Source organism: Deinococcus sp. (assembly GCF_018260405.1).
In the GTDB taxonomy this organism is placed as follows: domain Bacteria; phylum Deinococcota; class Deinococci; order Deinococcales; family Deinococcaceae; genus Deinococcus.
The window spans coordinates 1-12,594 of the sequence record NZ_JAGLBG010000078.1 but is presented as its reverse complement, the minus strand read 5'-3'; the positions used below and the strand labels follow the sequence as shown (position 1 = coordinate 12,594).

Below are 12,594 nucleotides of genomic sequence, written 5' to 3'. Positions count from 1 at the left end.
GGCTACGGCGCTCCCGCGCACCGCGCCGCTTTGCAGGAACTGGGCGTCAGTGAGATGCACCGCCGCAGTTACGCTCCGATCCGGGCACTCTTAGCGCCCATTGCCGAAACCAGACTGCTCTGAGTCTTAGAGCATTTTGCAAAAAGATGGTGGCTCTTTTGACCATCTTTTTGCCGAGTGGAACGAGTGAACAAGAAAGAGCAGGACGTAGCATGAAGGGGGCGGCGGTGTGTTTCCGACGTGCCCAGCATTCGGACAACTGCTCTAAATTTGAACGGCTTTTTTGCCGTCCCACACTTTCCCGGCGGGCTGCTGCTGGGTAATGCAGTGGAAGCTGCCGCCGCCTTCGATGATCTGGCGGCTGGGCAGCCCGATAACCTGGCGGCCCGGAAACAGCGGAGTCAGGATTTCGAGCGCCTTCTGATCGTTGGGGTCGCCGTACTGCGGCACTGCCACGAAGCCGTTACCGATATAAAAGTTGGCGTAGGTGGGCGGCAGGCGGCCCTCGGCGCCTTCCAGATGGTCGGCGGGCAGTGGAAGCTCCACGACGCGGAAGGGTTGCCCGCTGGCATCGGTCATCTGGCGCAGGTCTTCCAGATTCTCCTGCATGACGGTGTGGTTGGGGTCGGCTGGGTCGCTCTCGGTGCTGGTTACAATGGTGCGCTCGTCGGTAAAGCGCGTGATGGTGTCGATATGACCGTCGGTGTGGTCATTTTCCAGGCCGCCGCCAAGCCATAACAGCTTGTCGACGCCCATGTACTCGCGCAACCAGTTGCCGTACAGCTCGGGCGTTAGGCCCAGGTTGCGCGTTTCGGTGAGCAGGCAGGAACGGGTGGTCAGGCACACCCCGGCCCCGTTGATTTCCAGGGCGCCGCCTTCCAGCACCACCGGCAGGTCCCAGTGGGCGGCGTTCATGGTGCTGGCGACGTATTCGGGCACGCGGTCGTCGTTTTCCCACTCGAATTTGCCGCCCCAGGCGTTGAATTTCCAGTTGAGCAGGGCGACCTCTGTGGCGTTTGCCAGGCTACCGGCTGCCGGGCCGCGCTGCACGAAGATCGGGCCGTTGTCGCGCAGCCACACGTCGTCGAGCGGCACACGGTGAAACTTGACGTTGGCTCCAGCGAGGCGGGCGCGGGCATCCTGCTCGGACTCGTCATCGCGCACCAGCAGGTGAACGGGTTCAAAGCGGGCAATGGTGCCTACCAGCTGCGTGAATTCGCCGCGCACCCCGGCCAGATGGCCGAACCACAGGTCGTCGTCGGCGGGCCAGCTCATCCAGGTGGCGGCGTGCGGCTGCCACTCGGCAGGCATGACAAAACCCAGGGCGCGGGGCGTGGGATCGGTCGGCGTGAAGTGCTGCATAAGACTATTAAACAACCTGGGCAAGGTCAGGTGGTCAGGGGTGGCCTGAACCCGCGCAGCCTCAGCGCATTGCTCAGCACAAACACGCTGCTGAGGCCCATCGCTCCTGCGGCCAGCATGGGCGAGAGGCTGAGGCCCCAGCGGCTGAACGCGCCCGCCGCCACCGGAATCAGGATAACGTTGTACCCGAAGGCCCAGAACAGATTCAATTTGATGTTGCGAATCACCGCCCGGCTGAGCGCGATGGCATTGGGCACGCCGCGCAGGTCGCCTGACATCAGCACCACGTCGGCGGTTTCCACGGCCACGTCGGTGCCGGTGCCGATGGCCACACCCACGTCAGCTTTTGCCAGCGCGGGGGCGTCGTTGATACCGTCGCCCACGAAGGCCACGCGCCGACCCTGACCGGCACTGCCGCCCGCCTGCAACTCGCCCACCGACTCGGCTTTGCCTTCGGGCAATACCTCGGCCAGCACGCGTGAGATGCCCGCGTCGGCGGCGACGGCCTGGGCGGTGGCTTTGGCGTCGCCCGTGACCATCGCCACGTCTATGCCCTGCGCCTTGAGGGCCGCGATAGCCTGCGTGCTGCCCTCGCGGATGGGGTCGGCCACGCCCAGCAGCCCGGCGAGCTGACCGTCTACAGCGATAAAAACGGGGGTGCGTGCCCTGGCGGCAAGTTCATCGGCTTTTGCGCCGAGTTCGCCTAGCGGGATGTGCAACTGCGCCATAAAGCGGGCCGCGCCGATTTCTACTTTGTGGCCTTCTACGAGGGTGCGCAGGCCGTAGCCGGGGAGGGCCTGGAACGTAGTGGGCTGGGGAATTTGAGCGGGCAAGTTGGTCTGGATTTCCCCCCTTTCCCTCCCCTCGGCTTTTCCGGCAAGGGGAGAGGGGTCAAAAGCCGCCCGCTCAATTGCCCGTGCCAGCGGGTGTTCCGAAGGCCCCTCGGCCATCGCCGCCAGCCTCAGCAGTTCCGCTTCACTCATACGAATTCCAATTGAACCGGGCAGGTTCGGATTCAATTCGGGCAGAGGCGAGTGGGAAAAGAGAGCGGTTTCGCGCTCTGCACTCGCAGAACTGCCCGGCACAGGCCCAGCTGGCGCTTTTGCAGGTGTGCCGGAATTGAGCTCAGCCCGTATTAGGCCCTCAGGCGCCAGCACAATATCCGTGACTTCCATCACCCCCCGGGTCACTGTCCCGGTCTTGTCCAGCGCCACCGTTTGCACCTCGCCCAGTCTCTCCAAAGCCTCGCCAGAGCGGAACAAAACGCCCAGTTGCGCGGCGCGGCCCGACCCCACCATGATGCTGACTGGCGTGGCGAGGCCCATCGCGCATGGGCAGGCGATAATCAGCACCGCGACGGTGTGAATCAGCGCGTTAGAGAGCGCCGACGGCCCGCCCACAAACAGCCACGCCAAAAACGTGACCAGCGCGATAACCAGCACCAGCGGCACAAATTGCGCGACCACCTTATCGGCCAGACCCTGAATCGGCGGGCGGCTCTGCTGGGCGTCCTCTACCATGCGGATAATCCGCGCCAGGGCGGTGTCTGCACCCACTCCGGTGGCCCGGAAGGTAAAGGCTCCGGTGCCGTTGACCGTGCCGCCGGTGACCTTTGTGCCGGGGATTTTCTGCACGGGAACGCTTTCGCCGGTCAGCATGGACTCGTCTACGTAGCTGCTGCCGCTCAGCACCTCGCCGTCCACCGGGAGGCGTTCGCCGGAGCGCACCAGCACGGTGTCCCCGACCCGCACGGCGTCTACCGCGACTTCCTGCACTTCTGCGCCGCGCTGCACCCGCGCTGTCTGGGGCTGAAGTTGCAGAAGTGTGCGCATGGCCTCGCTGCTGCGGCCTTTGGCAATCGCCTCAAAGTATTTGCCCAGCAAAATCAGGCTGATGACCACCGCCGACGCCTCAAAGTAGACGTGGCGGCTGCCCACCGGAAAAAGCCCCGGAAACAGCGTCACGGTGAGGCTGTAAAAGAACGCGGCGGACGTGCCCAGCATCACCAGCGTGTTCATGTCAGGGCTACGGTGGCGGACGGCGGCGAGGCCGGTGCGGTAAAAGCGCAGGCCGGGGCCAAACTGCACCGGGGCGGCCAGCGCCAGCATCAGCCAGTTGAGGTTTTGCTCGCCCAGCACACGCATCAGCCACATATGCAGCGGCATAGATAGCATCGGCCCCATGCTCAGCACGAACAGCGGCACGGCAAAGGTGGCGGCGAGGGTCAGCGCCTTTTTAAGTTCGTCTAACTCACGCTGCTTGCGCTCACGCTCGGTGTTCAGGCGGGAGACGGGCTGCGCGGTCTGTTCTTCCGGAACCGCGTAACCCGCGTCGGTCACGGCATTCTTCAACTCGGCGGGCGAAACGCTGGCGGGCAGATAGTTCACGCTGGCCCGCTCGGTCGCCAGGTTCACTGAGGCGCTCAGCACCCCTGGCTGCTTGCTCAGCGCCCGTTCCACCCGGCCCACGCAGGCGGCGCAGGTCATCCCCGCCACCGGAAAACTGAGTTCGGCGGCGGGCGCGTCGTAGCCGATGTCGCGCACCTTTTCCACCAGCGCGGCGGCACTGGTCAGGGCGGGGTCGAAGGTGACGCTGGCCCGCTCGGTCGCTAGGTTGACACTTGCGTTCTGCACGCCCTCCACCTTGCTCAGCCCTCGCTCGACGCGGCCCACACAGGCGGCGCAGGTCATGCCGGAGATCTCCAGGGTCAGGGTCTTCATGGGGCGATTCTATCCCCCCAGGGGGGACTAATGATTAGAAAGTGTTCAGTGATAGATAGGGAAGACCAGACTAAAGCCTAAGCGCCAGCGGAAGTTGCCCATTGGCCGCCTTCTGCTGACCACTTCCTGGCTTGACATCCCCCCCCACTGGGTCTAGCATACTCCTATGCAAACTGAACTGAAGGTCACCGGAATGAGTTGCGGGCACTGCGTCAGCGCGGTGGAAAAGGCCATCAAGTCCGTTCCAGGGGTGAAAAGTGTGCTGGTTAACCTCCAGGAAGGCAAGGCCGTCATTGAAGGCGACGCCGACAGCAAAGCGCTGGTAGCGGCCATTATGGACGAGGGTTACGGAGTGGAACTGTCATGATGAAGCGGGTTTTTGTTCTGGTTGCCTTGCTCGGCGGGCTGGCCCTGGCAGGCGGGCGCGAATCCGGCCCGGTCATGCCCATGAACCACGCGGGCCATACGGTGCAAAGCCAGATGACCGACATGCTTACGCCGCTGCGCCCTCTGCGCGGTAAAGCGTTTGACATCAAATGGACGCAACTGATGATCGACCATCACCAGATGGCGGTCATGATGGCCCAGCACGAGCTGGCGATGGGCCAGAACAGCCGCGTGAAAGCCGCCGCGCAGAAGGTGATTGACGCGCAGATGTCCGAGATCGCCACCATGCAGGGCTGGCTGCAAAGTTGGACGGGCCAGCTTGACCAGCCCAGGCCGATGCCCATGCAGATGGACATGCCGGGCGGCGCGGACAAATGGTTTCTGGAAGGGATGATTCCGCATCACCAGGGCGCGATTGACATGGCGCGGCTGATTCCCTCGCGGACGCAAAACGCCGACCTCCGCAGGCTGGGCATGGACATTATTCGCGTGCAAAGTAACGAAATTGCGCAGTATCGCCAGCTTCTGAAAGTGTTGAAGTAAAGAGGGCTGAGGTAAACAGGGCAGAAGTATGGGGCCGGGGCTGCCCATCCCAACCCCTACCGTGATCTGAGCGCGGCGCAGCGGACAAAAAAGTGAAGGTCACGCTGGCAAACTCTGCGGTCTACGGCAGCCAAAATCCTGCAGTCAAAGCCTTTGCCGAGCAGGTCAAGGCCAATTACGCCGCCCGCAGCGCCAAATAGCAGAGCTGGGGCAGCGGGTCAGGGGCCAGCATTGATATCGTGGAGCCAGGAAACGGCTACGACCGCTGCGGGTTCCTGACCAACCTGCCGCGCCAAAAAGAGCCATTGCGCCAGCCTCTGCGCCCCTCGTTCCTTCAGGTACCCGGAACACTAAGCCGCGCCAGTTTGCTGCGCAACTTTTGCCCAAACGGGACGCCGAAGCTACTCTTGCCCGCGCCCTTCTGGATACCCTCAAATGACTGACCATGCCAACCTTAACCATGCCGACCACTGTCCTGCCGACCACTCTCCCAACGACCATTGCCCCGACGATTCCCAGCACCTGTGCATGCCCGAAGACGCCCGCAAACGTGCCCGCCACCGCCTGAGCATTGCGCGGGGGCACCTCGAAAGCATCGTCAAAATGCTGGACAAAGAGGACGTGTACTGCGTGGATGTGCTGCGCCAGATTAAAGCCGTACAGGGCGCACTGACCGGTGCAGGTGACGTGGTGCTGCGCGGCCACCTGGAAGCGCACATCGCCACCGCTGCCGGGCGCGGCGACACGGTGGAAATGGTAGATGAGCTGATGGAAGCCCTGAAATACCGCTGAGTCGCGGCCTCGGCGTTACTGCTGATGCACCAGTTGCCCGGCGGCCACATACCAGATTTTTCCGTCCGGGCCAGTGGTCAGGGCGCTGGGGCCTGCTGGGGTGCCGTTGTTGGTCACGGCCCCGAATCCGGTGACGTTGGTTTCTTTGCCCTTGCTGCCGTCAGTGCTGAAGGCCGTGTAGAGCAGCGCGTTGGTAGCGTCCGAGACCCATAGGTTCTGGGCCGAGTCGAAAGTCAGTTCGGTGGGCCGTACGCCGCTGGGCAGGGTAAACGGCGTCTGGGTGCCTGTGCTGGGGTTCAGGTGCCAGACACTGCCGGTTCGCGACTCGGTAAACCAGATGCTGCCGTCGCTGGCCGCCGTCAGGGCAAGGGGCAGGCTGACTCCGGCGTCGCCCACGTTGAAGCTCTTGCTTTGTCCGCTTGCCGGGTCAAGCTGCACGATTGCCGGACGGGCATAGAAGGCGGCGTAGTACAGTTTTCCGTCTGTGCCACGAACCAGCGAGTCGGCTTTCTCGGTCACGGCAAAGGCCTCGACACTGCCGGTCGCGGGTGTCAGGGCTTTGACGCTGGCCGCTTTGTTCTGCGTAAACCAGATGCGCCCGTCGCTGGTGGTGGTCAGATTGTTGACTGTATCGTTCGGCGCGCCGACCAGATAGGTCTTGAAGGTGCTGTCGGGCCTGCGCACGATCAGGTAACTGCCCTCGGCGCTCAGGCCGCGCACGCTGACCCAGATGGTGCCGTCGGGCATGGTCGTCTGGCTGGTAATGGCCTCGCCCGGCAGGGTGATCGGAAAGGCAATCACGCTAAAGGTGTGGGTGGCCGGATCGTATTTGACCAAGCTATGCCGCTCGGTGACGCTGCCACTGAGTGATGAACTCAGCAGCAGCGTGCCATCGGGCTGCGTTCGCATGGTGCCTGCCTGATAACGGCTCGACAGACCTGCGGCGCTGATCGCCTCTGTGGTAAAGGCCATTACGGGCACCTGCACGGTGGCGGTTTTGCCGTTCAGGGTTACGCCGAAAGTCACCAGATCGCCTGCTCTGGCGCTGCCCGGCACGATGTTCAGTTTTACCAGGGTTTCGGCGCTCGAAGGGTTGCTGAGTGTGCCGACGGTGGCCGTCAGCCCGGCTGGGCCGCTGACCACGTTGACCGTAGCTGTGGCACTGACTACCCCGAAAATATCGAGCAGCACACTGTTGTCACCCGTTCCCAGGGTCAAGGCGCGGCGCACCGTGGTCGTCAGGCCACTGGCCGAAGGCGGCTTGATCGCTACGCCGCTGTCCACTGTGGTTCCGTCTGAGGTCGTTCCGGTCGGTCCGCACGCGGCCAGCAGCAAAATCCCACTTAACAGGGCACCCGCTAAAGTCAGATAGTGTTTCATGTGTAGAGTATTTCACTTTTGCCCGCGCCGCTGATCCCGGCCAGCGGGGAGCGTCTGGGGCTGGACACCTTAAAGTTTAGGGCGGTTGAGGCTTTTGCAAGAGTTAAGTTCTATGCTGGACTCTATGACGCTGATGCTGATTCTTTGCCTGCTGTGTGCTCTCGCCTCGGGCGTGCGGTGTGGCCGCCTGCTTACGGTGGCGCAGCATCAAGGCGTGCGGCACAAGGTTCTTGAAACGACGCTGCTGCACGGCGGCGTGACCGTGCTGACCGTGCTGTACGGTTTGTTCATGCACGCCGGGCTGCTTTGGACCGTGATTATGCTGGTGTCCAGTGCGCTGGGGCTGATTCTGGGGCAATGGTGGACCCAGAAGAACCCGCCGCGTGAACTAAGCGTCTCGCAGCTGCGAACCGACGCCATTTTGGAACGCTGAGGCCCCCTGGGCTAAAGGGCCTGCCCGCTAACAGGGCCGGGCAACCAGTGAAGCTACGCAAACGGTCGGGCCGCTCCGGGGATCACCCCAGTGTTGCGGCCCGACCAGTTCACTTTTGGCCCTTACAGGTTGACTTTCGCCAACTGCACAAAGGGCCGGGACTCAGGCGAGTTTGTTGTTTTCACTGGCGATTATGCTGCCCATGTTCTGAAAGGTGCGGCTGATCATCTTTTCGATTTCGCCTTCCATCACGCGCCCGCCCATGTTGACCAGTGGCCCGCGCATGTCGGCCTCACCCTGCCAGTCGAGGGTCGTCGTGCCGTCGCCCGCGTCTTTGATGTCGGCCCCGGCTGTCACGTCCACGGCGTTGCCCAGGCCGCCGCCCTTGATGGTCACGTTCACGCGGTGACTGTCCGGGTCAGGTTTCACGTCGATATCGAACTTGAGTTTGGCCCGCAACATGCCCTTGCTGATGTTGACGGTGGCGACCAGCTGGTTAGGGCCAGTTACCTGCACGTCTTGCACCTCGGGAAGGCAGCGGGCGACGCGGGCGGGGTCCTGCACAAAGGCCCAGACGGCGGCGGGCGGAGCTTTGACTTTTTCCTGACCGTTGTAGTTCAGTTTCATGGGGTCACCTCTAAAAATACCTGCTGGCGGTGCCAGTTGAAAAGGCGGTGTATTTGCAGGGAAGTATTTGTGGGGAAACTGCTGTGCGAGAAAGGGGAATGAGAGGGTACGGGTTCCCGGTGGCTGTTGCGCTGCCTACGTCCCGCTCTTTCTTTTTCACTCGTTCCACTCGGCAAAAAGATGATAAAAAGAGCACCATCTTTTTGCAAAATGCTCTAAGCCTGGGCGGTTTTGGCCCTTAGCCCCTTGAACTCTTTAACCCCTGAACCGACCTCGCGGCGACGTTCGCACAAGGTCTAGTTTAGGACGCGCTCGCCCAGGTCTAACCGGAACGGCGGAATGGGTACCTCGGCACGCGCTCCCCAGGCGTCCTGCATGACGTAGTACCCGCGCATCAGCCCCGGCAGCGTTTCGACCGTGACGAACGAGTCGTAGGTGTAGCTGCCGCCGGGCGGCAAAAAAGGCTGCTCGCCGACCACGCCTTCGCCGTCTACCGTAAAGCTGCGCCCCGCCGCGTCGCTGATATCCCAGTGGCGGGCAATAAGCTGCCAGGTCTGGTCGCTGCGGTTTTCGATGGTGATGATGTACTGAAACGCCTGCTTTTGCAGCGTGCTATAGCCGGGAATGTCCTGCACTTTGGTCTGAATGTGGAACTCGGGCGGGGTGGGTTGAGGGGAAGTGGCGTTCACTTGCACAGTCTACGGGCGTAAACTCGCGGGTATGAGTGTCATTAACCGTGATTTCCTCTTCGCCCTGCTGTCCCAGGCTGCCCCCAGCGGTTATGAGCGCCGCGCCGCTGATGTGTGGCTCAAGGAAGCGGCCAGCTTTGCCCGTACCCGTGAGGACCACTACGGCAACGTGTACGCCGAAGTTGGCCCCGAGAACGCCCCGGCCATTGCCCTGATGGGCCACCTCGATGAGATCGGCCTGATCGTGTCGTATGTGAACGACGAGGGCCTCATTAGCGTGCTGGGTGTGGGCGGCTGGGACCCGCAGGTGCTGGTGGCGCAGCGCATCCGGCTGCTGGCCCCCGGCGGCGACCTGATCGGCGTAATTGGCAAGAAGGCCATTCACGTCATGGACACCGACGAGCGCACCAAGGCCAGCAAACTCGAAGACCTCTGGATCGACATCGGTCTGCCTGCCGAGGAAGTCAAGGCAAAAGTGCCCGTCGGGACTTACGGCGTGATCGAGCAGGGGCCGATCATGGTGGGGAACAGGGTGGTCAGCCGCGCTCTGGACAACCGTGTGGGCGGCTTTATCGTGCTTGAAGCGCTGCGGGCGCTTAAAGACGTGCCGCTGAAGCACCGCATCGTGGCGGTGGGCACCAGCCAAGAGGAGATCGGCGCGTTCGGCGCACAGACCAGCGCCTTTCATCTCGACGCGGTGGCGGGCGTGGCGGTAGACGTGACCCACGAGACGGGGCAGCCCGGCGTGAGCGTCAAGAAGTACGGGGAGGTTCCTTTCGGCAGTGGGGCCAACATTGCAGTGGGGCCGATGAGCAGCCCCTCGCTGGTGCGCCAGATGACCGGGGCGGCCCGGCAGGAGAATATTCCGTTTACCCTGTCGGCCAACCCGCGCTATAGCAGCACCGACGCCGACGCCTTGACCCTGGCGCGGGGCGGTGTACCAACCACAGTGGTCAGTATTCCCAACCGCTATATGCACAGCCCCAGCGAAATGGTCGATGAGCACGATGTCAAAGCCTGCATCGACATCATCGCGGCGTGGATCAGGGCGCTGGACGAGAACCCCGATTTTCGGCGCTGATCCGCCCCTAAAAAGTGGGATCGACGGTAACTACACGGACTCGTGGAACTGCGCTGCCCAGCGAACAGAAGAGAACCGGGTTCCAGGCGTGGAGTTGGCCATTCGGTGCCCTTGCGGGTCGTTAATGAGACAGGCAGCCGTTCGTATCAGTAAAGCTCAGACCCGGTAAAGCCCAGACCCGGCACCCCGAACAGGTGAAGGCTCTCTCTAGGCAGCCGTTGCTTTCTGTTCCTGCGCCCCGTCAGAATGAGAAGCATGACGGATCGTAATCGGCTTTCGGTAACGCAGACTGCCCCGCCAGTCGTCGTGGTGGTCAATCAGAAGAGCGTGATCCTGGGGCTGATCCTCACCTTCTTGTTCGGGGGCCTGGGCATGCTGTACGCCACCATTGTGGGCGGCATCGTCATGATTATTCTCAGCTCTATCGTCGGACTGATGACGGGTGGGCTGGGGTTGGTCGTGCTGTGGCCGATTCAGATGATCTGGACCTATCTGGCGATCAAAAACCACAACAAAGGGCAGGCCCGTGCCGTAGCCCGCGCCATTCGCTGAGCCGCTGGCCACCCCCCGCCCTACTAGTTTGCACCATGACTGACCCCCTTCTCGCCGTGACTGACTCTGCCCCACCTGCGCTGCCCGCTCCCTTTACCACGCTGGCCGGGCCGCACCGTTTTGATACGGTGATCGACAACAGCGAGTTTCTGGCCTTTGCCGACCGCGCCGATGCACCGGCCCAGGCGCTGGCTCAGCTCGCGGCCCTCCGGGAGCGCTACGCCGACGCCACACATCACTGCTGGGCCTACAAGATCGGCGCGGCCTACCGCTTCAGTGACGACGGCGAACCGGGCGGCACGGCGGGCGCCCCGATGCTGCGGGCCATCGAGGGGCAGGGCGTCGATCATGTGATGGTCGTGGTCGTGCGGTTTTACGGCGGGGTTAAGCTGGGCACCGGGGGGCTGGCCCGCGCCTACGGGGGCAGCGCCGCCGAATGCCTGCGTACCGCTCCCAGGCTTAGGGTGCGGCCGCGCCAGCCTTTGCGCGTGGGCGTGGGCTTTGAGCACCTCAGCACGCTGTACCAGCAGCTCGGAGCCTTCGACACCCTGCGTGGCAAGGAAGAGTACACCGCCAGCGGCGTGAGCCTGCCGGTACAGGTCTTTCCGGAAGACGTAGAGGCGTTCACGGCGGCCCTGCGCGACGCCACGCGTGGCACGGCCACGGCAGAAGTCGTTAAGACGGGCCATGAACCTGGGCCTCTATCCTGAGCGCATGAAATCTTTTCTTGCGTACCGCATCGGCTATGGCGAGGACGCCCACCGCCTCGCGGCGGGATTGCCCCTTGTGCTGGGCGGCGTAGCTGTTGCGCACGCCGAGTACGGGGCTGTAGCTCACAGCGACGGCGACGCGCTGCTGCACGCGGTGGCCGACGCGCTGCTCTCCGGGCTGGCGCTGGGCGACATCGGCCAGTATTTTCCCGACACCGCTGCCGAGTGGCGGGGCCTAGACTCGCGCCTGATCCTGGCACGGGCGCTGGAACTGGTGCGCGAGCGCGGTTACCAGCCGGTGAACGTGGCGCTGGTGGTCACCCTTGACCGGCCCAAGCTGGGGCCGCTGCGGGCCGAGATCGCCCGGACGGTGGCAGGACTGCTGGGGCTGCCCGAAACCGAAGTCGGCGTGAGTTTCAAGACCTCCGAGGGTTTGGCCCCCGAGCATGTCCAGACCCGCGTAACCGTGCTGCTGGAGCGTGCGGATGTCTGAAGCTGCCGGGCATTACGACATCGTGGGCGACATTCACGGCTGCCTGGACGAGTTCAACGTTAACGGGGCCGTCACCGGGCGCGTGGGCCAGGCGCTCGGTATCGAGCCGGGCCGGGTCAAGAGGCTTTGCAAACCTTTTAACCGGAGTCGGCATTACGTTACCAATCGGCACTGGCACCGGCTGACGCAGCGTGCAGCAGGCGCGTGAGCAGTCCCGAGTCGTCTGCGCCGCTGGTGCACGTCGTGCTATACGAACCCGAGAAGGCCGGGAACGTGGGCAACGTGGCCCGTACCTGCTCGGTGCTGGGGGCCGAACTGCACCTGATCCGGCCCTTCGGCTTTCACCTGCACGACCGCGAATTTCGCCGCGCCGTCATGGACTACCTTCAGGGCGTGACGCTGCACGAATATGCCAACTGGACCGACTTTCAGGCCAGGCTGCCGCAACAGGCCCGCGTGTTCGCCTTTTCCACCCACGCCACGGAGCTGCACACCCGCGCTGGCTTCGTGCGCGGCGACTACCTGCTGTTTGGCCCCGAGTCTCGCGGCCTGCCCGCCTGGCTGCGCGACGCCCTGCCCAAGCTGAAGCTGCCGCAGCCAGGCAGGGGGCGCAGTCTGAATCTGGCGGTGGCAGCCGGAATTGCCGCGTTCGAGGCCGGGCGGCAGATCGAGGGCTGGTGATGGATAAGCCCTCAACGGCTACCGAAAATAGGCCGTGCTGGACATTGTTTTTTGTTCTCTATGCACTTTGAAATCCGGACGAAATTCATTTATGCAGTGTTCCCAGCAGGGAATTCAGGGTTTGTTGGGGCGTCGGGGCATTAG

General features: G+C 63.3%; 15 protein-coding genes and 1 pseudogene. 11 read left to right on the top strand and 5 right to left on the bottom strand.

Going from position 1 to position 12,594, the window contains the following annotated elements:
• A pseudogene (locus QZ269_RS10010) lies at positions 1-123 on the top strand (ribonuclease HII); the annotation flags it as partial.
• A gap of 141 nt (positions 124-264) precedes the next feature.
• Here QZ269_RS10010 and QZ269_RS10005 read toward each other — a convergent pair.
• A complete protein-coding gene (locus tag QZ269_RS10005) occupies positions 265-1,362 on the bottom strand; it encodes an agmatine deiminase family protein (protein ID WP_291426568.1) in 1,098 nt (365 codons plus the stop codon).
• Between the two features lie 26 nt (positions 1,363-1,388).
• Positions 1,389-4,082: a heavy metal translocating P-type ATPase gene (locus QZ269_RS10000; protein WP_291426567.1), complete on the bottom strand. Its 2,694-nt coding sequence runs from the start codon at positions 4,080-4,082 to the stop codon at positions 1,389-1,391.
• Between the two features lie 166 nt (positions 4,083-4,248).
• Between QZ269_RS10000 and QZ269_RS09995 the strand changes: the two genes are divergently transcribed.
• From QZ269_RS09995 to QZ269_RS09985, 3 genes are all read left to right on the top strand, one after another.
• Positions 4,249-4,449, top strand: coding sequence for a heavy-metal-associated domain-containing protein (locus QZ269_RS09995; protein WP_291426566.1), 201 nt, complete (start codon positions 4,249-4,251; stop codon positions 4,447-4,449).
• Entirely contained in the window at positions 4,446-5,012 is a 567-nt protein-coding gene (locus QZ269_RS09990) for a DUF305 domain-containing protein (RefSeq protein ID WP_291426565.1), read from the top strand. The genes QZ269_RS09995 and QZ269_RS09990 overlap by 4 nt, the downstream gene beginning before the upstream one ends.
• A gap of 528 nt (positions 5,013-5,540) precedes the next feature.
• Positions 5,541-5,804 carry a metal-sensitive transcriptional regulator gene (locus tag QZ269_RS09985; RefSeq protein ID WP_291426569.1) on the top strand — a complete coding sequence of 88 codons (264 nt, stop codon included), beginning with the start codon at positions 5,541-5,543 and terminating at the stop codon, positions 5,802-5,804.
• A gap of 15 nt (positions 5,805-5,819) precedes the next feature.
• Here the strand turns inward: QZ269_RS09985 and QZ269_RS09980 are convergent, their stop codons facing one another.
• The gene (locus QZ269_RS09980; protein ID WP_291426564.1) at positions 5,820-7,184 is read right to left on the bottom strand and encodes a hypothetical protein; all 1,365 of its coding nucleotides are present in this window, start codon (positions 7,182-7,184) and stop codon (positions 5,820-5,822) included.
• A 124-nt stretch (positions 7,185-7,308) separates the two neighbouring features.
• On the opposite strand from QZ269_RS09980, the gene QZ269_RS09975 reads away from it, so the two are divergent.
• A complete protein-coding gene (locus tag QZ269_RS09975; protein WP_291426563.1) occupies positions 7,309-7,617 on the top strand; it encodes a hypothetical protein in 309 nt (102 codons plus the stop codon).
• A 162-nt stretch (positions 7,618-7,779) separates the two neighbouring features.
• Here QZ269_RS09975 and QZ269_RS09970 read toward each other — a convergent pair whose 3' ends face one another.
• Complete coding sequence (locus tag QZ269_RS09970) at positions 7,780-8,244, bottom strand: carbon monoxide dehydrogenase subunit G (protein WP_291426562.1); 465 nt, start codon at positions 8,242-8,244, stop codon at positions 7,780-7,782.
• 296 nt (positions 8,245-8,540) lie between these two features.
• The gene (gene apaG, locus QZ269_RS09965; RefSeq protein WP_291426561.1) at positions 8,541-8,933 is read right to left on the bottom strand and encodes a Co2+/Mg2+ efflux protein ApaG; all 393 of its coding nucleotides are present in this window, start codon (positions 8,931-8,933) and stop codon (positions 8,541-8,543) included.
• Positions 8,934-8,964: 31 nt separating this feature from the next.
• Here apaG and QZ269_RS09960 point away from each other — a divergent pair, with 31 nt between their 5' ends.
• The 6 genes from QZ269_RS09960 (at position 8,965) to QZ269_RS09935 (ending at position 12,450) form a co-directional block, all read left to right on the top strand.
• Entirely contained in the window at positions 8,965-10,014 is a 1,050-nt protein-coding gene (locus QZ269_RS09960; RefSeq protein ID WP_291426560.1) for a M42 family metallopeptidase, read from the top strand.
• A 255-nt stretch (positions 10,015-10,269) separates the two neighbouring features.
• Positions 10,270-10,566 (top strand): hypothetical protein, encoded by a 297-nt coding sequence (locus QZ269_RS09955; protein WP_291426559.1) that lies wholly within the window; start codon positions 10,270-10,272, stop codon positions 10,564-10,566.
• Positions 10,567-10,601: 35 nt separating this feature from the next.
• The gene (locus QZ269_RS09950; RefSeq protein WP_291426558.1) at positions 10,602-11,276 is read left to right on the top strand and encodes a YigZ family protein; all 675 of its coding nucleotides are present in this window, start codon (positions 10,602-10,604) and stop codon (positions 11,274-11,276) included.
• A 4-nt stretch (positions 11,277-11,280) separates the two neighbouring features.
• Positions 11,281-11,769, top strand: a complete 489-nt coding sequence (gene ispF / locus QZ269_RS09945; protein ID WP_291426557.1) for a 2-C-methyl-D-erythritol 2,4-cyclodiphosphate synthase — start codon at positions 11,281-11,283, stop codon at positions 11,767-11,769.
• On the top strand, positions 11,762-11,977 hold the full coding sequence (locus tag QZ269_RS09940; RefSeq protein WP_291426556.1) for a hypothetical protein: 216 nt from the start codon (positions 11,762-11,764) through the stop codon (positions 11,975-11,977). Before ispF ends, QZ269_RS09940 begins: the two co-directional genes overlap by 8 nt.
• Entirely contained in the window at positions 11,974-12,450 is a 477-nt protein-coding gene (locus QZ269_RS09935; RefSeq protein WP_291426555.1) for a tRNA (cytidine(34)-2'-O)-methyltransferase, read from the top strand. The genes QZ269_RS09940 and QZ269_RS09935 overlap by 4 nt, the downstream gene beginning before the upstream one ends.
• Positions 12,451-12,594 lie beyond the last annotated feature (144 nt).

Coding starts and splice junctions, on each gene's coding strand:
- QZ269_RS10005 (WP_291426568.1), bottom strand. CDS start 1,362: ATGCAGCACTTCACGCCGACCGATCCCACGCCCCGCGCCCTGGGTTTT.
- QZ269_RS10000 (WP_291426567.1), bottom strand. CDS start 4,082: ATGAAGACCCTGACCCTGGAGATCTCCGGCATGACCTGCGCCGCCTGT.
- QZ269_RS09995 (WP_291426566.1), top strand. CDS start 4,249: ATGCAAACTGAACTGAAGGTCACCGGAATGAGTTGCGGGCACTGCGTC.
- QZ269_RS09990 (WP_291426565.1), top strand. CDS start 4,446: ATGATGAAGCGGGTTTTTGTTCTGGTTGCCTTGCTCGGCGGGCTGGCC.
- QZ269_RS09985 (WP_291426569.1), top strand. CDS start 5,541: ATGCCCGAAGACGCCCGCAAACGTGCCCGCCACCGCCTGAGCATTGCG.
- QZ269_RS09980 (WP_291426564.1), bottom strand. CDS start 7,184: ATGAAACACTATCTGACTTTAGCGGGTGCCCTGTTAAGTGGGATTTTG.
- QZ269_RS09975 (WP_291426563.1), top strand. CDS start 7,309: ATGACGCTGATGCTGATTCTTTGCCTGCTGTGTGCTCTCGCCTCGGGC.
- QZ269_RS09970 (WP_291426562.1), bottom strand. CDS start 8,244: ATGAAACTGAACTACAACGGTCAGGAAAAAGTCAAAGCTCCGCCCGCC.
- QZ269_RS09960 (WP_291426560.1), top strand. CDS start 8,965: ATGAGTGTCATTAACCGTGATTTCCTCTTCGCCCTGCTGTCCCAGGCT.
- QZ269_RS09955 (WP_291426559.1), top strand. CDS start 10,270: ATGACGGATCGTAATCGGCTTTCGGTAACGCAGACTGCCCCGCCAGTC.
- QZ269_RS09950 (WP_291426558.1), top strand. CDS start 10,602: ATGACTGACCCCCTTCTCGCCGTGACTGACTCTGCCCCACCTGCGCTG.
- ispF (WP_291426557.1), top strand. CDS start 11,281: ATGAAATCTTTTCTTGCGTACCGCATCGGCTATGGCGAGGACGCCCAC.
- QZ269_RS09940 (WP_291426556.1), top strand. CDS start 11,762: ATGTCTGAAGCTGCCGGGCATTACGACATCGTGGGCGACATTCACGGC.